This is a genomic window from Chryseobacterium pennipullorum, from assembly GCF_003384725.1.
Classification (GTDB): Bacteria; Bacteroidota; Bacteroidia; order Flavobacteriales; family Weeksellaceae; genus Chryseobacterium; species Chryseobacterium pennipullorum.
Genome location: NZ_QNVV01000002.1, coordinates 186,139 through 208,484, shown reverse-complemented (window position 1 = coordinate 208,484; position 22,346 = coordinate 186,139). Strand labels below are relative to the sequence as shown.

The 22,346-nt window shown below is 40.0% G+C and carries 23 protein-coding genes and 1 riboswitch; of the genes, 6 read left to right on the top strand and 17 right to left on the bottom strand.

The features are described 5' to 3' along the window. Positions 1-46: 46 nt before the first annotated feature. The 4 genes from DRF67_RS03390 to DRF67_RS21445 form a co-directional block, all read right to left on the bottom strand. Positions 47-442, bottom strand: a complete 396-nt coding sequence (locus DRF67_RS03390) for a DUF7674 family protein (protein WP_115926665.1) — start codon at positions 440-442, stop codon at positions 47-49. A gap of 51 nt (positions 443-493) precedes the next feature. Beyond that, positions 494-625, bottom strand: coding sequence for a hypothetical protein (locus DRF67_RS21910; RefSeq protein WP_262511397.1), 132 nt, complete (start codon positions 623-625; stop codon positions 494-496). Positions 626-707: 82 nt separating this feature from the next. After that, positions 708-1,064 (bottom strand): DUF7674 family protein, encoded by a 357-nt coding sequence (locus DRF67_RS03385; RefSeq protein WP_115926663.1) that lies wholly within the window; start codon positions 1,062-1,064, stop codon positions 708-710. Between the two features lie 9 nt (positions 1,065-1,073). Beyond that, positions 1,074-1,238, bottom strand: coding sequence for a hypothetical protein (locus DRF67_RS21445; protein ID WP_165851732.1), 165 nt, complete (start codon positions 1,236-1,238; stop codon positions 1,074-1,076). Between the two features lie 455 nt (positions 1,239-1,693). Between DRF67_RS21445 and DRF67_RS03380 the strand changes: the two genes are divergently transcribed. Continuing rightward, entirely contained in the window at positions 1,694-2,707 is a 1,014-nt protein-coding gene (locus DRF67_RS03380) for a nucleoid-associated protein (protein WP_115927066.1), read from the top strand. Between the two features lie 219 nt (positions 2,708-2,926). On the opposite strand, the gene DRF67_RS03375 is transcribed toward DRF67_RS03380, so the two are convergent. The 6 genes from DRF67_RS03375 to DRF67_RS03350 form a co-directional block, all read right to left on the bottom strand. After that, the gene (locus DRF67_RS03375; RefSeq protein WP_115926661.1) at positions 2,927-3,676 is read right to left on the bottom strand and encodes a succinate dehydrogenase/fumarate reductase iron-sulfur subunit; all 750 of its coding nucleotides are present in this window, start codon (positions 3,674-3,676) and stop codon (positions 2,927-2,929) included. 14 nt (positions 3,677-3,690) lie between these two features. Continuing rightward, positions 3,691-5,607: a fumarate reductase/succinate dehydrogenase flavoprotein subunit gene (locus DRF67_RS03370; RefSeq protein WP_115926659.1), complete on the bottom strand. Its 1,917-nt coding sequence runs from the start codon at positions 5,605-5,607 to the stop codon at positions 3,691-3,693. 12 nt (positions 5,608-5,619) lie between these two features. Beyond that, positions 5,620-6,276 carry a succinate dehydrogenase cytochrome b subunit gene (locus DRF67_RS03365; protein WP_115926657.1) on the bottom strand — a complete coding sequence of 219 codons (657 nt, stop codon included), beginning with the start codon at positions 6,274-6,276 and terminating at the stop codon, positions 5,620-5,622. A gap of 16 nt (positions 6,277-6,292) precedes the next feature. Beyond that, positions 6,293-7,723, bottom strand: coding sequence for an anion permease (locus DRF67_RS03360; RefSeq protein WP_115926655.1), 1,431 nt, complete (start codon positions 7,721-7,723; stop codon positions 6,293-6,295). Positions 7,724-7,742: 19 nt separating this feature from the next. Further along, the gene (locus tag DRF67_RS03355) at positions 7,743-8,909 is read right to left on the bottom strand and encodes a porin (protein ID WP_115927064.1); all 1,167 of its coding nucleotides are present in this window, start codon (positions 8,907-8,909) and stop codon (positions 7,743-7,745) included. Positions 8,910-9,154: 245 nt separating this feature from the next. Continuing rightward, positions 9,155-10,201 (bottom strand): linear amide C-N hydrolase, encoded by a 1,047-nt coding sequence (locus tag DRF67_RS03350; RefSeq protein ID WP_115926653.1) that lies wholly within the window; start codon positions 10,199-10,201, stop codon positions 9,155-9,157. A gap of 348 nt (positions 10,202-10,549) precedes the next feature. On the opposite strand from DRF67_RS03350, the gene DRF67_RS03345 reads away from it, so the two are divergent. The 3 genes from DRF67_RS03345 to DRF67_RS03335 all read left to right on the top strand — a co-directional run bounded on the left by DRF67_RS03345 (position 10,550) and on the right by DRF67_RS03335 (position 14,398). Further along, on the top strand, positions 10,550-12,781 hold the full coding sequence (locus tag DRF67_RS03345; protein WP_228435723.1) for an ATP-binding protein: 2,232 nt from the start codon (positions 10,550-10,552) through the stop codon (positions 12,779-12,781). Between the two features lie 20 nt (positions 12,782-12,801). Further along, the gene (locus DRF67_RS03340; protein WP_115926650.1) at positions 12,802-13,353 is read left to right on the top strand and encodes a biliverdin-producing heme oxygenase; all 552 of its coding nucleotides are present in this window, start codon (positions 12,802-12,804) and stop codon (positions 13,351-13,353) included. 118 nt (positions 13,354-13,471) lie between these two features. After that, the gene (locus DRF67_RS03335; protein ID WP_115926648.1) at positions 13,472-14,398 is read left to right on the top strand and encodes a malate dehydrogenase; all 927 of its coding nucleotides are present in this window, start codon (positions 13,472-13,474) and stop codon (positions 14,396-14,398) included. Between the two features lie 175 nt (positions 14,399-14,573). Here DRF67_RS03335 and DRF67_RS21440 read toward each other — a convergent pair whose 3' ends face one another. The 6 genes from DRF67_RS21440 to DRF67_RS03305 form a co-directional block, all read right to left on the bottom strand. Beyond that, complete coding sequence (locus DRF67_RS21440; RefSeq protein WP_165851731.1) at positions 14,574-14,747, bottom strand: hypothetical protein; 174 nt, start codon at positions 14,745-14,747, stop codon at positions 14,574-14,576. A gap of 61 nt (positions 14,748-14,808) precedes the next feature. Continuing rightward, a complete protein-coding gene (locus DRF67_RS03325) occupies positions 14,809-15,726 on the bottom strand; it encodes an alpha/beta fold hydrolase (protein WP_115926644.1) in 918 nt (305 codons plus the stop codon). A 52-nt stretch (positions 15,727-15,778) separates the two neighbouring features. Then, positions 15,779-16,501, bottom strand: coding sequence for a YwqG family protein (locus DRF67_RS03320; RefSeq protein WP_115926642.1), 723 nt, complete (start codon positions 16,499-16,501; stop codon positions 15,779-15,781). A 17-nt stretch (positions 16,502-16,518) separates the two neighbouring features. Next, a complete protein-coding gene (locus tag DRF67_RS03315; RefSeq protein ID WP_115926640.1) occupies positions 16,519-16,788 on the bottom strand; it encodes a hypothetical protein in 270 nt (89 codons plus the stop codon). Between the two features lie 35 nt (positions 16,789-16,823). Next, on the bottom strand, positions 16,824-17,375 hold the full coding sequence (locus DRF67_RS03310; RefSeq protein WP_115926638.1) for a putative glycolipid-binding domain-containing protein: 552 nt from the start codon (positions 17,373-17,375) through the stop codon (positions 16,824-16,826). Next, positions 17,372-17,980, bottom strand: coding sequence for a Crp/Fnr family transcriptional regulator (locus DRF67_RS03305; RefSeq protein WP_115926636.1), 609 nt, complete (start codon positions 17,978-17,980; stop codon positions 17,372-17,374). Before DRF67_RS03305 ends, DRF67_RS03310 begins: the two co-directional genes overlap by 4 nt. A 134-nt stretch (positions 17,981-18,114) precedes the next feature. Here DRF67_RS03305 and DRF67_RS03300 point away from each other — a divergent pair, with 134 nt between their 5' ends. Then, entirely contained in the window at positions 18,115-19,467 is a 1,353-nt protein-coding gene (locus tag DRF67_RS03300) for a M28 family metallopeptidase (protein WP_115927060.1), read from the top strand. A gap of 61 nt (positions 19,468-19,528) precedes the next feature. On the opposite strand, the gene DRF67_RS03295 is transcribed toward DRF67_RS03300, so the two are convergent. Next, the gene (locus DRF67_RS03295) at positions 19,529-20,065 is read right to left on the bottom strand and encodes a GNAT family N-acetyltransferase (protein ID WP_115926634.1); all 537 of its coding nucleotides are present in this window, start codon (positions 20,063-20,065) and stop codon (positions 19,529-19,531) included. A 285-nt stretch (positions 20,066-20,350) separates the two neighbouring features. Here DRF67_RS03295 and pafA point away from each other — a divergent pair, with 285 nt between their 5' ends. After that, entirely contained in the window at positions 20,351-21,997 is a 1,647-nt protein-coding gene (gene pafA / locus DRF67_RS03290) for an alkaline phosphatase PafA (RefSeq protein ID WP_115926632.1), read from the top strand. Between the two features lie 142 nt (positions 21,998-22,139). Beyond that, positions 22,140-22,314: riboswitch (cobalamin riboswitch) on the top strand. The last annotated feature ends 32 nt before the right edge of the window (positions 22,315-22,346 follow it).

Genomic DNA, 22,346 nt, shown 5'->3' with positions numbered 1-22,346 from the left:
TACTCATACAGTTGAGAGGGTGGAAAGGCAATGACCTTTTCTGCGCTTACTTCCCGAAAAACATCTGATCCTGTTTCTGCTGTTCATTATAAATAATCTGGAAACTTACGGGCATGTATTGGTACAAAAGTTTCCAATGCTGAATCTTTGCATGTTTTTTAAAACTTTCGAAGGATCTTACAAAGAGATTTTCAATCATTGTTCTTACATAAGAATTTCCATTCCTGTAGATCCAGTCCATCAGTTTGATGTGATGGGCGATAATATTGATCTTCGATTCCTGTAGCAGATTTTTCAGATAATTGACGGTAGCCTGCATGATCCCGGCGAAATTGTCCTGTACAGACAACTGGGTGATCTCATTGCGAAGTGGCGGATAGAAAAATTTTAAGTATTCAACAGCTATTTTTTGATTAATAGTTTGCATTTGTACTTTCATCATAATTAAGAATTTTTCAAACACTTACTAGTGCAGCTAAATGTATACCAAAATTTAAAGACAGGCCGCAAAAATGAATACCCCAAGAATCACTGCGATGTGAGTGACTAATATTTCTGAATTGTGTCTGCTGGTGGTGCTTTTCCAGGTTTTCCAGTCTGAAATTTTTCTGATTTTATTTTTCATAATCTATTGATTGTGAGTTATTTTAAATTTTGTTTAATTTAAACACTTTGTAATGAAACGGATAAAAAATGTAATGAAACCTTTATATACCGTGACTGTAAATTTGTTTTGAATAACTTTGCTGAAGCTCCGCAGAAATGTGACTGAAAATCACTTTCCTGTATTCTGCGCTGCAGAAAGCAGTACAATTGTCCAGTGAATAGATAAATGTATTGTCAATCGCATTTTTTAACATCGTGTCACCATGCATGTACATTTTGTCCATTTCCTGTAAGCAGCTGAACAGTAGTTTACGGTCATTCTGGCGGATCATAGTTTTGATGCATTCCGTGAAAGCTCTAACAACGGTGAGAGAGTTGTGATGGGGACTGTCGTTCCATTCGTTCTGAATATCCGGAACAAGTTTTGTGATTTCCTGTGCGGCCTCTAAATAATTCATATCTTTAATTTAATGGTTATTCTGCTCCAGTATTTTGATGAAGGCACCAAAAATGAAAATGGTTAAGAAAGCAAAGAAGAGCATATGATAGGGCTTTAGCCATTTTGGAGTCTTAGGTCCTTTGCTTTTTAACCTTCTGAGCTTATCAATTCTGTTTAATGTTTTTAAGTCCATTTTCTATGTTTTCAAATCATGAGGCCAATAGTATACCTTTGACGATGGATTTTGTTTAATGTGTTTATAATCAGGTAGATATTGTTTTTATTGTTGTGTTTTTAAATGGAAAAACATTTCAAAATGATAGGGGTTTTATCAATTTGGAATACGGATGCAGAAACATATGGCTGGTTTCAGGTAACCCTATAAGTAATAAAATCTTTTGATATGAACTATTTGAGTCTTGGGGAAAGTTGAAAAGACGGTAGAAAATTCATTAGAAATGAAATAGATTTTAAAAACTTAAATGTACTTGCTGATACGTATAGCCGGGCGCTTACGATATTCAAGTGTTAGTAATAGTTATACCTTTTGTGGATTAATTTCTGTGCCCCAGGAACAAAAGCAATCTGATTTTTCAGTTTCGTGTAATGGATAGAATGAATATCTTTGCAGTCCAAATATTCAGAAAAATGTTTTCAAAAATAATAGTACACAGAGTAGGTAATAAGATCAACGGGGATTCCCTGACGCTTTCTCAGGAAGAGCTGAAGCTAGAAGAAGGAATGGCAGAATTACTTGAAGATTACTTTTTAGGATCATTCAAGTCAGAAGAAACTTTTCATTTTTACAGCGATACATATCTGGTGAACAACCCGGTTTACAGTGCTGTTTCTGAAATTTTTGAAGATAAGTCCAAATTTATGTGGGAATCTGAAAATATTGCTAAACACCTTTTCGAAGCGGCCGAAAACCCCAGAGTGCAGAGCGGAGAGTTATTCATTGTTTTTTTTGAAGACGAAAGCGACCGTCCTGATAAAGTAGATAAGATCGGAATCTTTAAAACGGAAAAGAGAGAATCTTTCCTTAAAATTAATCCTGCAGAAGAAACATTTGATATTGAAAAAGACCAGGGGATCGGTTTATCTAAAATTGATAAAGCGGCCTTAATCTACAACAATAATAAGGATACAGGATATATACTTTCGGTGGTTGACAACAACAAAAACGGGGATATGTACTACTGGTTCGAAGATTTCTTAAAGGTAAAGCAGCGTGATGACGAGTATTTCCATACGCAGGAAGCTCTGATGGTATACAAAGACTATATCACCAAACAGCTTCCACAGGAATTTGAAGTTTCCAAAGCAGACCAGGCAGATTTCCTTAATAAATCCATCAATTTCTTCAAGGAAAAAGAAGAATTCAAACTGGATGAATTTGCGACTGAAGTATTAGGGGATGAGCATGTGATTGAAAGTTTTGTAAATTTTAAAACCGATTATGAACAGGATATGCAGGTCAATATTGCTGAAGAATTTCCGATCAGTGAAGCTGCCGTAAAAAAGACCCAGAGACATTTCAAGAGCATTATTAAGCTGGACAAAAACTTCCATATTTACATCCATGGTGACCGCCAGAAAATAGAAATGGGTGAGGACGACAAAGGAAAATATTACAGACTGTACTTTGAAAAAGAAGTCTAATCAGGGTAAGCGAACATATTGCGGTTTACAAGAATATGGTCAGTCTTTCGAATTTGTCTTCTATCTCTAAGCAGAGAGCGATGAGATCAAGTATGATGAGAATAATCATATTGTAAAGACAGACTTATTTTTAGTTCTCTCGTATTTTACTTTTCGTATAAAACTAAAGGGCAAATCTACAGTTAGTGGATTTGCCCTTCAAGTTTAACTTTTTGCCTTTTATTTTTTCCGGAAAAACAATGATCTGTTGTACTCAAAGTTCATCCGGGCGATATTCAGCACGGAGATTCCCTGCGGGCATTCTACTTCACAGGCTTCGGTGTTAGAGCAGTGTCCAAACAGTTCATGATCCATTTGGGTAACCATATCCAAAACCCGCTTACTCCTTTCTTCTTTTCCTTGGGGAAGAAGCACCATATGGGTGATCTTAGCGGAGGTAAATAAGGCAGCACTTCCATTTTTGCAAGTGGCTACACATGCGCCACACCCGATACAGGCCGCTGAATCAAAAGCTTCTTCTGCTGTTTGATGCGTCACCGCGATAGCAGTGGCTTCAGGCGCCTGCCCAGTATTAACAGATACAAAACCTCCGGAAGATATAATTCTGTCAAATGCGGAGCGGTCTACCTTTAAATCCTTTTTCACGGGAAAGGCATCAGCCCGGAATGGTTCGATCAGAATGGTCTCTCCATCTTTAAAAGACCTCAGATGAAGCTGGCAGGTGGTTGTATTTTTTAGCGGGCCATGGGCAATGCCATTGATCATCATTCCGCACTGCCCACAGATTCCTTCACGGCAGTCGTGATCAAATTCCACAGGTTCATCCCCTTCCGTAATCAGCTTTTCGTTTAAAGTATCCAGCATTTCTAAAAAAGACATGTGAGGATTCAGTGCTTTAAGATCATAACTGACCAGTTTGCCTTCACTTTTTCTGTCTTTCTGTCTCCATATCTTAAGATGTAACTCCATAATTTTTGTTCTTTTTATTTATAACTTCTTACGGTGGGTTGAATTTCTTCAAAGACCAACGGTTCCCTGTTGAGTTCAGGCTCAGTGTTTTCTCCGGTCCAAGCCCATGCTGAAATGAACTGATACTCTGCATCATTTCTCATGGCCTCTCCATCGGGAGTTTGGAATTCTTCCCTAAAATGAGCCCCGCAGGATTCGTTACGGGTCAGGGCATCATAACACATTAGTTCCCCGATTTCAAAATAATCTGCGACACGTCCCGCTTTTTCCAGCTCGGAATTCATCTGATCTCCCTGGCCGGAAACTCTTACGTCTTTGTAGAATTCCTGTTTCAGTTTTCGAATTTCCTGAATGGCATACTCCAATCCTTCTTTGTTTCTTGCCAGTCCGCAGTAATCGTACAAAAGTTTTCCCAAAGTTTTATGGAAATAATCGACTGTTTTGGTTCCTTTAATCGTAATGAAGCTTTGGATCTGATTTTTCACTGCATTTTCAGCCGATTCAAACTCAGGTGAATCCGTGGAAATTTTTCCGGTGTGTATTTCATCCGCAAGATAATTGGCAATGGTATAAGGAGCGATAAAATATCCGTCTACTGAAGCCTGTAAAAGAGAGTTGGCACCCAGTCTGTTGGCTCCATGATCCGCAAAATTAGCTTCACCTAAAGCAAACAGCCCGGGAACAGTTGTCATGAGCTCATAGTCCACCCATAGTCCACCCATCGAAAAGTGTGCAGAAGGCGAGATCATCATCGGTTCTTTATAGGCATCATACCCGGTAATCTTAAGATACATGTCAAATAAATTTCCATATTTTTCGCTGATTTTGTCCTTTCCCTGTTCTTTAATAGCTTTGGAAAAATCGAGATAAACAGCATTTTTCAGTGGTCCGATCCCAAAGCCTGCATCGATTCTCTCTTTGGCGGCGCGAGAAGAAATATCCCGGGGTGCCAGGTTTCCGAATGCAGGATATCTTCGTTCAAGATAGTAGTCCCGCTCATTTTCAGGAATATCATTGGGAAGTCTGTTCTCATCTTTTTTCAGGGGTACCCAGATTCTTCCGTCATTACGCAGCGATTCGGACATCAGGGTCAGTTTCGACTGATAGTCTCCGGATTGTGGAAGAGAAGTAGGATGTACCTGGATCCAGCTTGGGGAAGCCATCAATGCTCCTTTTTTGTGAGCTCTCCAGATTGCAGATCCATTGCATCCCATGGCTAAAGTAGAAAGATAATAGATCTTTCCGTAGCCCCCTGTTGCAAGCACTACCGCATGAGCAGCATGTCTTTCGATTTCTCCCGTGTCCAGATTCCTGACGATAATTCCTCTGGCTTTGCCATCAACAATAACCAGATCCAGCATTTCGTGTCTTGAAAACAACTGTACAGAACCTTTTCCCACCTGCCTCATTAAAGCCTGATATGCACCAAGCAGCAGTTGCTGGCCGGTCTGTCCTCTCGCGTAAAATGTGCGGCTTACCTGAACCCCGCCAAAAGAACGGTTGTTGAGATATCCTCCATATTCGCGCCCGAATGGAACACCTTGTGCTACCGCCTGGTCGATCAGGTTCAGAGAACATTCTGCCATTCGGTATACATTCGCCTCACGGGCTCTGAAGTCACCTCCTTTCAGGGTATCAACAAACATCCGGTAGACGCTGTCACCATCATTTTTATAATTTTTTGCAGCATTTACACCGCCCTGCGCCGCTACAGAATGTGCCCTTCGCGGACTGTCCTGGAAACAAAATGCTTTCACATTGTATCCCATTTCGCCCAGAGAGGCTGCTATAGAACTTCCTGCCAGACCTGTTCCTACAACAATCACATCCAGCTTTTTGCGGTTGGCAGGATTAACCAGCTTTGCCTTCTTTTTATAGTTGTCCCATTTGTGCTCCAGTGGACCTTGTGGTATTTTTGAATCTAAAATCATGATAAAGTCTGTTTAATGATAAGTAAAGTAGACATACACAGGCATCAGTGCAAAGCCCAGGCAGATGATCACCGAATAGACAATGCCTGCCGCTTTGAACCATTTGACGAACTTCGGATGGTATAATCCCAGTGTTCTTGCAGCACTGTGTATGCCATGGATAAGATGATAGCATAAGGCGATCATCGATAGTACATAAATAAGAACATACCACCATTCTTTAAAGACATTCACTACCAAAATGTAGAGGTCCTTATTTCCGTTTTCATCCAAAGGAGGATTTCCGAATTTGTAGATATACCAGAAGTTCTGGAAATGGATGACCAGAAAGATCAGAATCAAAGTTCCCAGGATTCCCATATTTCTGGAAGCCCATTTACTTGCTCTCCCACGTCTGTCAGATGAATAGCTGCCTCCTGATTTTGTATTTTTAAGGGTAATGACCAGCCCATCTGCAGCATGCAGAATGATACTGGCATACAAAACATAAGAAACTATTTTGATAATGATATTTCCTGATAAAAAATGCGAATACGCATTGAATTGCAGGTGAGCCTGCTCCTGTGGCAGAAAAAGCTGTAGATTTCCAAGGAAATGGATCAACAGGAAGAATCCCAGAAAGAGTCCCGTAAGGCACATCAGCATTTTTCTTGACAATGTTGATAACATAAAGTTGATTTAATAATTAATAATATCCTAAAACTTTCATCCACAATCCACCGACAGCCATGTAGATGATCAGCAATACAATTCCTATTTCAAGACCCCTGAGCCACCATGCTTTCAGATCCACATACCCGCTTCCGAAAAATACCGGAGCCGGACCATGTCCGTAATGGGTAAGCACACCATAAATGGACCCCATAAAACCGAGCATCATAGCCAATAGCATAGGCGGAATTCCTAAAGAAACGCCTACACCAAGCAATGCCGCATACATGGCAGCTACGTGAGCGGTAGCACTGGCGAAAATATAATGACTGAAGAAATAGACGATGATAATAACCGGGAAGGCTACCTGCCAGCTCAGACCTCCAATTTGTACTTTGATAAGGTTACTGAACCAGCCAATGAATCCTAATTCATTTAAAGAGCTTGCCATCATCACCAATACAGCGAACCAAACGATCGTGTCCCAGGCTCCTTTTTCTCCTTTTACATCCTCCCAGGTTAATACGGAGGTCAGTAATAATAGCGTTAATCCGATAAATGCAGTGGTGGTAGCATCAATAGAAAGAGCTCCTCCAAATATCCAAAGGGCTAAGAGGATAAAGAATGCCAGAAGCATCAGCCATTCGTTTCTGGAAATAGGTCCCATTTCTTTTAATTTCTGAGCTGCCATTTTCGGGGCATCACCGGTCTTTTTCAATTCCGGTGGATATAGTTTGTACAGAACCAAAGGAACAACAAAGAAAGCGACGGCACCGGGTAAAAATCCTGCCGCAGCCCATGACATCCAGGTGATATCAATTCCAAGGTTAGCTGCAAATTTCTGACACATCGGGTTACTTGCAGTTCCGGTAAGAAACATGGAGGAAGCAATCAGGTTCATATAATAGCTGTTCAGGGTCAGAAAAGATCCCAGCTTTCTGTGGGTTTCCGGTTTTTCAGGAACAGAATCAAAGCTGATGGCCATAGATTTCATAATGGGGTAGATGATTCCGCCGCCTCTTGCCGTATTACTGGGTATGGCCGGAGCAAGACAAACGTCAGCGAGTCCCAGTCCATAAGCCAACCCTAATGAGCTTTTACCAAACACTCTGATGAATAAAAAAGCAATCCGGTTTCCGAGGCCGGTTTTTATAAATCCTCTGGCAATAAAGAATGATATACCGATCAGCCAGATTACTTTATCTCCAAATCCGGAAAGAGCCTTCGTGATCGATTTTCCGGCATCACCGGGGGCCACAACCTGGGTAAGAGCTGTAAAACCAATGGCCATCATACACATCGTACCCATAGGAGCTGCTTTAAGGATAATTCCCAAGATGGTTGCTGCAAAGATCGCAAACAGATGCCAGGCATTTTCGGCAACACCCTCCGGAGCAGGAATGAACCATATGATCAATGCAACAACAAAGGTGATCGCTACATTTTTGATATTTATTTCTTTCATGATAATAACTATTTAAGAATTAAAACCTACTCTGTACCTGTACAATGAATAGATTGTTATTGTATTGTGAGGTGTTTTCCACCTGATGCTTGTAACGGTCGAACTGCACACCCAGCTGAATCCTTGCGCCGTAATTTTTCAGGAATTCCAACCCGAACATCGGCGTGATCGTCTGTCTTGGATTGGATGCCATTCGAAAATTCGTGTCCAGATATTCGTACCGGCATGACAGCTCAAAGGCGCTGAGGTTTTTATGATTGATCTCGTATCTTAAATTGGGAAGAAAATAAGCTCCACGGATCAGATATGCATCGGGATTATCGGGACGTACTTCAGGAGCAATCGAGTTGTACAGTATATGATTGGTTGCCTGCTTGGCTTCCAGCTGCATATCAAGACTCCATTTCGGATCAAACTTGATCAGTGAGCTGAGGTCAATTCCCAACGCGTATACTTTTTTACTGAAAACTTCACCCGTACCCCCATTCAGGCCTACGTTGAAATTGTATTTCCGGGATAGCCCAAAAACCAGACGGGTAGAATATTGTTTCCCGTTGTCATTATCGTTGATCTGGTTTTTTCCATTCCCGTTGACTACCGAAACAGCATACTGAAAAGGAATTTCCCCTAGTTGAAGCTGTCCTGTAGCAGACATTCCGATCTGGAAGCTCGTCCATCCCAGTTTTCCGAATTCGGTATATTGATTGGACCAGTCCAGAGACTTAATGATATCGATAGGATAGGTTTCCTCAATACCGAACCAGGGCCTGAACTGGCCGACAGTAATCGCTAATTTAGGATTGAAAGTATATTTCAGGTAAGCATTTTCTAGCACTCTGCCTTTAGGATCATTTTTAAAATCGGCAAGATTGGCTAGTACAACAACTTCTGTACGTTTGCTGATCTGTGCCCGTACCTGAACCCTCATGTATTTGAGCATGAAAGTGTTATCTGTTCCGGAGCCATCGGTATGGTGAAGTCCATTGACATCAACATCCTTACTCATTCCTACCAGATAACGGGCCTGGAAGAGGCCTTTGATCTGCAGTTGCGGATATTTTATATTGTCTGCTTCCTGTGGTGGAGGCTGGGGTTTCAAAGAGTCCTGAATCTGTGCACTGGCAGATAATCCGCAAACCAGCATACACAGGAACAGGCTTTTCTTTTTGATTGAAAAAAAGGCCATATCTTTTTGTTTTTTTGTTTTTTGAACTTTATCGTATTGCAAAGGCTGTATGGTAAAAAGCTCTGTGAAATCCTTGCCGGATATTTCATATGCTTTTTCCGAAGAAACAGGGAATCTCAAATACTGAATTAAGATTGCTGGATACCTATCGGTTCCGACAGGTGAGTTGTATTCTTTACACGCTCAGCCTGGCACTTAAAATGATTTAAATGGTCGGAGCTCTAACACTTTGCTGTTGATGATTATTATAATCCTAAAAAATTAAATGGAACAGATTCTTTAAAATCCGTATTGGATTTCCCATTATAAGTTTTGTAGTTACTCAGGTCCAGTTTCATTACTTTTCCTTTAGGGCTGAGATCAAAATCTTTAAGATCTACCCAAAAAGTATTGGGTGTGAAAACGGTTTCAAAATAATACACCAGATTTTTCTGATCCGAAACAGCGCGCCAGCGGGTAGAAGAAATATTGGGTTCTGTGGCCGAAGTAATTCCGTAGGGTACCGAACAGTTTCTGATCACGCTGAACACACTGGCTACAGCAGTACGGGAATCGGCTGTTTTTGGGATTGCATTGATATAGTATGATGCTCTCACAAAACGGTCAGCGGCACGGTTAGTCCCCGGAAGCATTACCGTTCCGGGAATACCTTTCCAATAATTGTTGAGTGCCAGCTGCTCCTCAAAAACCGGGGAATTGGTCATCACGGTGTAAGAAGGATCATGGTGGATGATCAGCTTCCCGTTAATATATTCGAAGACGGCACTATCGCCTGTGGCATCGGAAATGGAAAGATGAACTGTGGTAAACCTTTCTGTCCCAGGAATATAGTCACTCACCACAACGAAGGGCTCTTTTCTTGAAAATTCCACTGCCTCTTTTACCGTTGCAAAATTATCCAAATAATACTGTGCCCATAATGAAATAGCAAGCCCCTTTTTATTTCCTTTTCCATCGAATTTTGGATATTGGGATTCTCCTAACCAAAGCAGATTTGCCACCAGTCCCTTTTCATTCATTCCGTCTGCAGAAGCAATATCCCATGAAGAACTGATGATGCTTCCGTATTTGGAGTTCCATTTTACAGATTTCGGACCGGTTTGCCCGGTACGGTCTATGCCTTGGGGGAAAATCCAGAGGTTGGCAGGAATCTCATCTCGCCAATCCATGGAACGTGCCGTTATTACAGTATTCTCCGGACCTTTGTAAACCACACGTGTACATGCTTCAGATGGATTCCATAATCCTATAGAGAGGACCATAGAAAATAAAATTAATGGGAACTTTTTCATGATAGTATTATTTGGGTTTTAAATTTATATTGGATCTATTGTGAATAATTCAATATATTTTCATTGAATTCATTATTTGGTGATATAAATTTAGCAAAATTTGTTTTAATAACATAATTATAAAGGGTGGTAATCTGTAATTCATGTTATGAATCATGGATATTAGTTAAAAATATTTTTATTCGAAAAATTTTCGTATATTTTAGTAATGTCGCAGAAAAAAGAGTTTAAAAAAGAGAATTTTTTAATGTGTTTTTCTGCTTGCCAGGTGTTGATAACGTCCTGTATGTGTGGATGGTGGGGCCGTCTTCAATTAAAGTACCACAAAGTAAAAAGGTGAATAAAAAAATGGTATCTTTGATTGACAGACTGAAAAGATTTATGAATTTTATAGAATGCCATGAGGAACCCATCCATATTCCGGGCTCCATACAAAGTTTTGGTTATCTGATTGGCATTGATGCAGAATCCCGAACCATTACTTTTCTCAGCAGGAATATTTCGGATATTTTTAAGATCGAAAGTTTAGATAAACTGTTCGGAAGAGAGCTTACAGACTTTCCAGAAAGTTTTCAGAGTATTATTGATTCTGAGATCTATACCTCTTTGGATAAGTTTACAAGACGGAAAAATGAAACCTATTTTGATAAAGTTTTTATAGAGAAAAAAGAATTCCATTTTTCTGTGTTTAGAAGCGGAAATCATATTTTCCTGGAATTTGAAGAAGTTCTGGTAAATCCTGATAAAAGAATTTCCAACAAATATGACAACTTTTATGTTATTGATAACCAGCAGGATCTCTGGAATCATTTACTGGAAACCCTTTCAAAGGTTGTCAACTATGACAGGATTATGGTCTACAAATTTATGATGGACGGTTCCGGAAAGGTTATTGCTGAACGGAAAAATGAAGAGATGGAAAGCTTTATGGGACTTCATTATCCGGAGTCTGATATTCCGAAGCAGGCCCGTGAGCTGTATCTTAAAAAAAGGAAGAGAATTTTCAGTAATGTGTATGCCGAGACAGTGCCGGTTTTAAGCAAAACGGAAGAGCCTATTGATCTCACCTTTTCCGCCTCCCGGGGAATGTCTCCGGTGCATGGACAATATCTTAAGAACTTCGGTGTTTCTTCAAGCTTCAGCGTTTCAATTATTATTGATGACCAACTTTGGGGACTGGTAACCTGCCAGAATATAAAGCCTAAGCATATTGACCTTGAAGACAGAGTACAGGCAGGGATCTTTACCGCACTCGCAGCCAATGCCTATTCATCATTCAGATCTAAAGGTGAGCTGAGTTATCGCTTGGAGCTGAATGAAAAGCTGTTACAGATGAAGACCGAATTTTTAAAGCACCATAATCTGTTGGACTCTCTTATCGAATGTAAATCTGAGATCCGATCATTACCCGATGCTGACGGCCTTGCCATCGTTTCAGATGAAAGCATTATAACAGACGGAAACACACCTACTCCTAACACCATTGCCAGAATTGCACAATGGGCTCTCGAATATACAGAAGCTCCAATCTATACCAGCCGGAATTTTCTTAAAGATCATGGCGAAGAACTGGAGTTGTCTGAAAATGCAGCCGGAGTGATCATTTACTTTGTTGAAAGAGACAAAAATGAGATGCTGATCTGGTTCAGGAAAGAGTTTGACGAACATATCGACTGGGCCGGTAATCCTACAAAAAAGATAGAGGTCTTTTCGCAGAACGGAGAGGACAAACAGATGATATCACCAAGGACCTCTTTCCGTATTTTTACAGAAAATATAAAAGGACATTCCAAACGATGGAATTCCCGAAATGTGAGCGCTGTACAGGCCGTGAGAGATCTGATCCTGGAAACCTCCCATAAAAACTATAATGCCATCAAAAGGCTTAATGATGAGCTTAAAAAAGTAAACGAGGAACTTGACAGTTTCTCCTATACTATTTCTCATGACTTGGGAACGCCTTTGACTGTAATGAAGCTGAATGCTCAGATGCTTCTGGGAAACCTGACTGATAATTCTGAAAAAAGCAAAACCAAGATCAATACCATTATCGACGAGATTGACAGTATGGCTGAGATGATGCAGGATGTACTGCAGCTAAGCCGTGCCAAGTATAGCGAAATACAGCTGGAGAGCCTTACTACCCATCTTACCATTCAGAAAATTTCTGAAAATGCTAAAATGACCTATGGCAGCGCAAACAGTGAAGTCATCATCGGAGAATGTCCGGATGTAATGGCAGACAAAACTCTGCTGCATCAGGTGTTTTTAAATATCATCAATAATGCTGTAAAATACTCATCACATCATGATCTTCCCAAAGTGGAAATCGAAGGAACCGAAGAAGAACACACCGTTGTATACAGAATTTCTGATAATGGAATTGGAATCCCCGAGGGGGAAAAACATAAGATGTTCAAAATTTTCAACAGGATGGATAATGCGAAGAAGTTTAAAGGAAACGGAGTAGGGCTGTCCATCGTCCACCGCATTATGAAAAGGATCGGAGGCAATGTAGATTATGAGAGCAATAAAGAAGGCACATCTTTCATTTTAACGTTCAAAAAACCTTACATTTGAGAAACTTTTAAAACGTTATTATGGTATCAGAATATCTAAAGCAAAATACAGCAGACTATCACGATGCGGCAGAAAAACTCTTCAATTCTGAAAAGATATTTAATAAAACTTTTACTCTGGAAGATTACAAAAAGATCATCCACACCAATTATCTGATGCTTCTTCACAGTGAAGACAAAATATTCAGCAGCCTTTCTGATAAATATGCAGAGAAACTTCAGCTGGATGAAAGGAAGAAACTTTCCCTTATTGAAAAAGATTTAAAAAGTCTCTCCCTTAAAAATCAGCAAGCTTCTCATCCCCTTGAATTTGATAATGAGCATGAAGCACTTGGTGCAATGTATGTGATAGAAGGTTCTACTTTAGGGGGGAATGTGATTGCCAAACAGCTTTCTAAAACAGAAGGCTTTGATGAGGTTACTTTCAACTTTTTCGGATGTTATCAAGAGAATACAGGGCCGATGTGGAAGAATTTTAAAGAAGTTCTGGATACCGAAGTGGCAGAAGAAAACTACAATAAAGTGCTTTCCGGAGCCAAAAAGCTATACACGTTTTTACTGAACGTCAACTAATTTATTTTAATTCTAATTAAATTCCTGAAAAATTGCGCAATTTTTCAGGAATTATTAAATTTGGGGAGTTTCAAATTTAAACTTAACTAACAAAAAAAATAATTTAAAAAGTAACAATATGAAAGTAACTGTAGTAGGTGCAGGCGCTGTAGGAGCAAGCTGTGCGGAATACATCGCAATGAAGAACTTCTGTTCAGAAGTAGTTTTGGTAGACATTAAAGAAGGGTTTGCTGAAGGTAAAGCAATGGATTTGATGCAGACGGCATCTCTTAACGGATTTGATACAAAAATTACCGGAACAACAGGAGATTACAGCAAAACTGCAGGTTCTCATGTAGCCGTAATCACTTCAGGTATCCCAAGAAAACCTGGAATGACGAGAGAAGAGTTAATCGGTATCAATGCAGGTATCGTGAAAGAAGTTACTGAAAACTTAGTAAAACATTCTCCGGAAGTAATCATTATTGTGGTATCTAACCCAATGGATACTATGGCATATCTTGTTCACAAAACTTCAGGTCTTCCGAAGCATAAGATCATCGGAATGGGAGGGGCATTAGACTCTGCAAGATTCAAATACAGATTGGCAGAAGCTTTAGAAGCTCCGATCTCTGATGTGGACGGAATGGTAATCGCTGCTCACAGTGATACAGGTATGCTTCCGCTATTGAGCAAAGCAACAAGAAACGGGGTTCCTGTAACTGAATTCTTAAGTGAAGATCAACAAAAATATGTAATCGAAGAAACTAAAGTCGGTGGAGCTACCCTTACTAAACTATTGGGAACTTCTGCATGGTATGCACCGGGTGCTGCTGTTTCTGTAATGGTTCAGGCTATTGCATGTGACCAAAAGAAAATGATCCCTTGTTCTTTAATGCTTGAAGGAGAGTACGGACAAAACGATATCTGCTTAGGGGTTCCTGCGATCATCGGAGCGAACGGAGTAGAGCAAATTGTAAACGTAACGCTTACTGCTGAAGAGCAATTGAAATTCTCTGAAGCTGCCAATGCAGTGAGAGAGGTGAACGGAGATCTTAAATTCTAATTTGTGTCCAGTCTTAAGCTGGCATTACCATACATAAAACGTGGCTGTTTCATTTGAAACAGCCACGTTTGTTTTTATGATGCAATACCCGTGAGAGGTGATATACGTAAGTGGATATTGAGACAAAAAGTATAGCGTGAAAATATTCTATCCGGTGATTTTATGTTGATCTAACCTATATCATGTTGATGAACTTCATATTTCTGTCCCTTAAACTCATTACTCCTTTGAATGCATAAGTTTTGGTTAAAGCCAGTGGATCGTCTTTCATTACATGTGAACGGACTGAAGTCTGTTCCTTTTGAATATGGGTATCCTGAACGGACAGGACTGACGTATTCTTCTTCAAGGCAAATAGTATAGGCAAGAAAGATACCATGATGATAAACAGAGCCTTAAGGATAAGGATGTCACTTTAAATTCTTCACAAAACCGGAAACGGTATCCACAAATTCCTTATTTTTTTCGTAATACAGCAGATGTCCGCCATTGATAGCAACCACCCTCTGCTTAGGGAACTGAAACGTTTTATAATGCTGGGTTCCGACTGCTTTATCTTTTTTACCGGTAATGATCAGTACTGGAACATCAATGTTTTTTGTCATTGGAGCATAGTCAGCATAATATTCAGGGTATTCTTTAGGTTTTGAAATGACTGCCATACCAAAATCGATGATCCTTGGATGCAGGGCATCAATGGTATCCATCTTTTTTATTGTTTCAATATCTTCGGTAAGAAACTTATACCCGATTCTTTTCTTTCTTAAAGCACTGCTGATTTTTGAAAGTTCCGAAGCCAGGCTATCTCCGGAAACGGTTTTGCTTTTCGTTTGCAGAAGACTGTTTCCATAGTCAATCTGTTCCTTTACGGACTCATCATTCAAAAAATGTAAAGTAACATTGGCAAGAATCAGTCCCCGGGTATGCTGTGGATATTTTTTTGCATAATTGACCGCGATAATTCCACCAAAAGAGTGAGCAAGGAGAAAGACTTTATCAAGTTTCAGATGCTGTCTGAGCTCTTCAACGTCTTGAACCATTTTATCCAGGTGATAATCATCAGACTTTCCGGATTCTCCGGAACCTCGCTGATCCATATACACCATCTGCATATTTTTTTCCAGCTTGTTGCCACCCATCAGCTCAAAAGAAGGGTATCCCTGGCCGGGACCTCCCGGAACATAGATACAGGTTTCGCCTGTTCCGGAAACCTTATATTTTAATTGGATATGGTCTGAAGTTTCGAAGAAGCCTTCTGACCCCCTTGTCTGAGCCGGAACAAAAGTCAGAGACACAAATAAAACGAGAAGAAGGAACATTGTTTTCATATACTAATAACAATTGAAGAATGCGGTTTATTACTTACGATACACATTAGTTTTAAAAAAAATCATAGTACAAACTCCATTCCCCAGTTTCAGTATTTTTGGCAAACATGAAGCTTCCGCTGTCTATGACATTCAAGCAAGCTTTTTCATCTGATGAAACCTGGAAAACAAATTCAAATCCTTTTCCGAATCCATCTTTGAAACCGATGCCGGGCTGGCAAAACGAGGGATATCCTCCCAATTTGGTACGGTAGCTGTGTTCAGTGAATTTGAAATAACTGTCAAAAAGGCCTTCCCTTTCCAGTTTTACGATTTCAGAAATCAGACTATAATCGATATCCTCAATACCGCCGCCATCCCATAATGGAGCATCTGTAGGAACCAGTTTGGAAGTCATTGGAAAAGGTTTTAAATAGGAAGCTGAACTTCTCAGATCCTTCACGACAATATCCTCCAGGTCATCATATTCCCTGATGAGCCAGTTGGATCCCATTTTTTCGAAGGTTTGCGGAAAGTCGTACGAGATGAAAACGGTCATCAGCTTTTTATCTTTGATCTGTTCAGGTACAAATGGCTGATTTGGAAGATAAAGCTGCAGAAGGGGCATCATTGGATTGCCTTGCTGATCTAATGGAATTTCTTCATCCTTTGTATAGGCAAACACACGCCCTATCCATGATTCTTCCAATATATTTTGCGGCCTGAACCCTCCGGTAAAAAACTCGGTGGCAGGCCGTTCTATTCTTTCTTTAATTTTTTGTATTCTCGGGTCCATTTTTAAAGGGGTTAAAGTTAACTTTGATCTTCATCTTCCTGGAATTCACTTAGCATCATAAGATAGGATCCATGAATAGAATCTCTTTCTTCCTGTGTCCAGATATTAAGGTCAAGAGCCTGTTTTCTCGCTTCCGAAAGGGAAATCTTCTGATTATACTGTAAGAAAGCAACGCATCCTGAAAAAGGAATATCAAGATCCTTGAGTTCCTTGATTTTGAGGCTTAGTTCGTGTTTATTTCCAGCTTTGAAGGCAAGAGCTGACTCTTTGATCTCATTAATATTCATTTTATTCTGAGCTGTATTTAAGAAGTGGATTTCTTTTATAATTCTGCAATCCTTTCAAACAATCCTGGGTAACTGATCACGAGTCCGATGTCATCCACTAAAATTTCGGATTTAAAATCGGTTTCCACATTTTCATAAAGATAGGTGCCGGTTGCTAAACAGGTATAGCGTTGCACAGCGGGTTTAAAATGATGGTGCAGAACATCAATATAAATAACGTTAATTTTCTGTGGACGGTTTTCAGTCAGTTTTAGATGATTTATGGGCAACGTATTCGTAAAAGGTGTCACGGAAATGTCAATATATTGAAAACCGTTAAATTCCTGATGGAGGGTACCGTTTATTATCCATTCTTCGTCCTGTTTTTTCCCTGCCAGCTGCTCTTTCACTCCATTGATTTCAGATTCAATTGAAAATTCCGCAACCGTCCAGTTTTCATCAATGACGATATTATAGCGTACCCTATAGATCTTATCTTTAGAGCGGCCTGTGATCTCGGATTCTGCAATATACCTTTGATCATCCTTTTTAATATTGAAATATTCAAGGGACTCATCATATATTCCCTTCCAGATTAATGTTTTCATCTATTTTTATTTGGGTGTAAAGAGGTCTGTGATGATGGGGTCACTCTGCGTTTTCTTATTCTGCTTAATGTTTCCCTTGCTACTCCAAGGAATGAGGCAAGCTGGGTTAACGGGACCCGTTGTATCATTTCAGGATATTGAGTTTCCAGGTATTCCAGTCTCTCCCGGGCGGAATATAGTTTGAAAAGATTGGAAAACTCTTCCTGCTTTAGGGCAAACTTTCTGATGCAGTGACGCCCTAATGCTTCTATTTCATGAACTTTTCGGGCAATATCAAATAACCTTTCTTTATCAAAAAGAACGGCATGTACTTCCTCACAGGCCACGATGTTGAACGCTGAGGGTTCTCCGGTCCCAAAACTGCTGAGATTGGTCGTAATTTCATTTTCAAAGAAAAAACCGGTATTTTTTATCACTCCCTCTATTTCATAATAGCTTTTGCAGAATCCTTTATCGATATAAAATAAAGAGTTGCAAATTTTACCTTCCTGCAGCATCAGTTCGTTTTTTCTGTATGTTTTTTGGGTAAGTGCAGGCTGAAGCAAAGCCCAGCTTGTATCGGAAACGGAGGTAAGGGAATTGATATATTGTAACAGTTGTTCCATTCTGAATGTTGATGGTTAGACAAGCTTTTCCAGACCAGGAAAAAGTATTTCAAAGATGGGCATTTTTTTGCAAAAAAGGTTTGTTTATGATGTTATTATTATCAGTAAATTGCATACATGACCTTAATTACGTTATGAAAAAATTAATCCTCACTCTATTCTTCATTCCAGCCGCATGGCACGCACAGCAAACCGTTAACCAGGATACCGAAATTGTAAATTATATTTCTCAGGTGCATGCAGACTCCCTGAAATCTCATATCCATAAGCTGGTAAGTTTTGGGACGAGGCATACGATGAGTTCCACGACGGATCCTGAAAGAGGCATTGGAGCAGCAAGAAACTGGGTCCTTAAGAAATTCAGCGATTATGCAAAAAATGCGAACGGGAGAATGGAGGCTTTTATACAAAAACATGTTATTCAGCCGGATGGAAAGAGAATTGACAGACCTACCGATTTGGGAAATGTTATTGCCATTATCCACGGTACCAATGCCCAAGATAAAAGGATGTTTATGATGAGTGGTCATCTGGATTCAAGGGTAAGTAATGTGATGAATTTTAACGATAATGCTCCCGGAGCAAACGATGACGGAAGCGGAATTGCCGGTCTCATTGAAAGTGCAAGGATTTTAAGCCGGTCAAAATTTCCAGGGACTATAGTTTTGGTGGCATTTTCAGGCGAAGAACAGGGACTTTTGGGTTCGAAAATGCTGGCAGAAAAAGCGAAAAATGAAGGCTGGCAAATTGAAGCGCTCCTGAACAATGACATGATCGGAAATCATCTCACCAGTGAAACAAATCTGACCAATACCCATCAGCTGAGAGTTTTCTCTGAAGGTTTACCCTATTATCAATTGGATAAGAATGCCCGCAGTATTCGTGCAATGGGGCTGGAAAATGATGGTGATGCCAGACAGCTGGCGCGGTACATTAAAGAAACCGGAGAACGGTATATTGATAATTTTCAGGTGAAAATGATCTACAGGAATGACCGGTTTTTAAGAGGAGGAGACCATACCCCATTTGTTGAAGCAGGATTTCCGGCAGTAAGACTTACAGAGTTTAATGAAAATTATGACCACCAGCATCAGGATATACGTAAAGAAAAAGGAGTACAGTATGGTGACTTACCAGAGTTTATGGATTTTGAGTATTTCAAAAAAAATGTGGGGGTGAATATTGCTGTACTGGCGAATCTGGCCAAAGCACCTGCGAAACCGGAAGAGGTGCGCATTGAGGTGGACCAGCTTACCAATTTTACAACCCTTACCTGGGAAAAACCGAAATTTAGGGAAAATATAACTGGTTATTACGTTCTGATGCGTGATACAGATGTTTCCACGTGGCAAAAGAAGTTTTTTACCACAAAAAATAGGATAAAGCTGCCTTACTCCAAAGATAATTATTTCTTTGCCATACAGGCGGTAAGCAATTCCGGAAATGAAAGCCTGGCTGTAACTCCAAAGGTAAAAAATGAAAAATAACAGCTGGAAGTTTTTTCTTCAGTTGTGGGCTTTAGCTTTTGATCTTTAGGGTGGGTTGACCTCAATCAAGATCTAAAGTCATGAAAAGGGCCGTTTCTTCAGGATTTTCATATAATCTGGTATTGAATCCTGTGAGATTAAATCCCATTCTCCTGTAAAACTGAATAGCCGGATAATTGGTATTCTGGGTTTCCAGTTCAATAACGCGGCAGTTTAATTGCCTTGCTTCCTTAACGGCACTTTTTATCAGCAAGATCCCGATGCCCTCTCTCCTGTGTTTTTCGTCGATCAGGATGTTTTCAATATAAAAACTGTTATTCCATGTTCTATGTTCGCAAATAATCCATCCGGTCAATTCTCCATTCACATAGGCACCAAATGAATTTCCTTGTTCAATGACAGCATTGAGATCGTCAAACTCATCAGGGGTTGTTTCCCAGGTTTTGGTATAAGGGTATGTTTTTTCTTTTAAAATAAACTCAAAGATTTCTGCCGATTCAATGGAGGATATTGAATAGATCTTGTCTGTTGTATAGCCGTTATGTCCCCATTTTAAACCCGGGTCAGTGGTCAGTTTATGCAGTTTTCTTATTTCCATAGGGAGGTGTTAGGTCATTGGATTTTGGTAGAGGCTTCCACGAGATCATAATAATTGATAATTTGGAATTAAATGTATGGATTTAAAATAAAATAATATTTATCTGTCATCAGAACCGCACTCGTAGAAAAAAGCGTCAGGCAAGAATATATATTTTCTGGAAATTTTAAAGATCAGCATGAGTCCGGATTCTTGATGAATTGCATAATAATCAAAATTAAATGAAATTTCATACTCCAAAACTTTCAAAACCCTTAAATTTGTGGTCAATAAAATTTTACTTGGATGCTTAGGAATATTTCAATTGCGGCAGCTACTTTCTTGTCCGTAGTTACAATCAATGCACAGAAGAACAAAAACACCCAGCTTGAAAGACCAAAATTAGTTGTAGGTCTGGTCGTAGATCAGATGCGTTGGGATTACCTTTATCGTTTTTATAATAAATATGGAAATGACGGTTTCAAAAGACTTTTGAATACTGGATATTCTTTAAACAATGTTCACATTCCTTATGTTCCCACCATTACGGCCCTGGGACATACCTGTATTTACACAGGATCCGTACCCGCGATCCACGGAATTGCCGGAAACGACTGGACGGATAAAGAGACAGGTAAGGATGTTTACTGTACCGCTGACGACAGCGTTAAGCCGGTAGGGACCACCAATACCAGAACGGGAAGCCATTCGCCAAAAAATCTTTGGTCTACGACAGTCACTGATGAATTGAGACTGGCAACCAATTTCCAAGGGAAAGTAATCGGGGTGTCCCTGAAAGACCGTGCTTCTATTCTTCCTGCAGGTCATACGCCAAACGGAGCTTTCTGGTTTGATGACAGTACCGGGAACTTTATCACCAGTACCTGGTATATGAATGATCTTCCGCAATGGGTAAAATCATTCAACGCTCAGAATTTACCGGAAAAACTGGTTGCCAATGGGTGGAATACTCTGCTTCCTATCAACCAGTATACGGAAAGCTCGCCGGATAATTCTTCGTGGGAAGGATTACTGGGAAGTGCCAAAACACCCACTTTTCCTTACAGCAATTTAGCGCAGGATTATCAAACTAAAAAAGACAATATCCGTTATACACCTTTCGGAAATACACTGACCTTGAAAATGGCAGAAGCTTCTGTAGAAGGTGAAAAACTGGGTGGAGACCAAATTACAGACTTCTTGGCGATTAACCTGGCTTCTACCGATTATGCAGGGCATAAATTCGGGCCGAATTCTATCGAAGTAGAAGATGTTTATATCAGACTGGACCAGGATTTAGCTACATTTTTCAACTATCTTGATTCCAAAGTAGGGAAGGGGCAGTATACTGTTTTCCTTTCTGCTGACCATGGTGGTGCCCATTCTGTAGGATTCTTGAAAGAACATAAAATCACAACAGGATTCTTCGGCGAAGGAACTCAAAAGAATATCAATGAAAAGCTGAAGGAGAAATTCGGAGCTGAAAAGCTGATCAATGCAGTGGATAACTATCAGATCTATTTTGACAGAAAGGTACTGGCAGACAGTAAGCTTGAGCTGGATGATGTGAGAAACTTCACCGTAAAAGAGCTTGAAAAAGATCCAACAGTGCTGTATGCCGTGTCTGTAGATAAAGTTCAGGAATCCTCTATTCCGGAGCCGATTAAGCAGAGAATTATCAACGGGATCAACAGACAGAGAAGTGGCGATATTCAGCTGATTTCCCACGACTCTATGCTTCCTCCATATTCTAAAACCGGAACTACGCATAGTGTGTGGAATTCCTATGATTCGCATATTCCTTTAATCTTTATGGGTTGGGGAATTCAGCACGGAGAAAGCAATAAGGCCTATCATATGACTGATATAGCCCCCACTGTTTCTTCTTTACTGAAAATTCAGTTCCCTAGCGGAAGTGTTGGGAATCCGATTACAGAAGTAATAGGAAAATAATTTTGTGAAAAAAATAATTTATATAGAGCTGCCTCCAAAAAAGAAGGCAGCTTTTTTATGCTGTATCCTCCTGCGGCTTGTGTCCCGGTATAGAAAGAGCATATATGTGGTAGGGCATTCATCTTTTGTCCGTTTAAAAAGCTATCTTTGCAAAAATTTTGGTTTCCAGCCTGCTGGAATGAAAAGGGAACCGGGTGTAAATCCCGGACTGTCCCCGCAACTGTAAATCGCACACAAGTTTCTGTAATAAACCACTGTATCCACGGGAAGGTGCAGAAAGCGAAAGTCAGGAGACCTGCCGGAATTATAATCTAAAAACAAACATATTGCTTTCGGTGGAAAAGTAAAA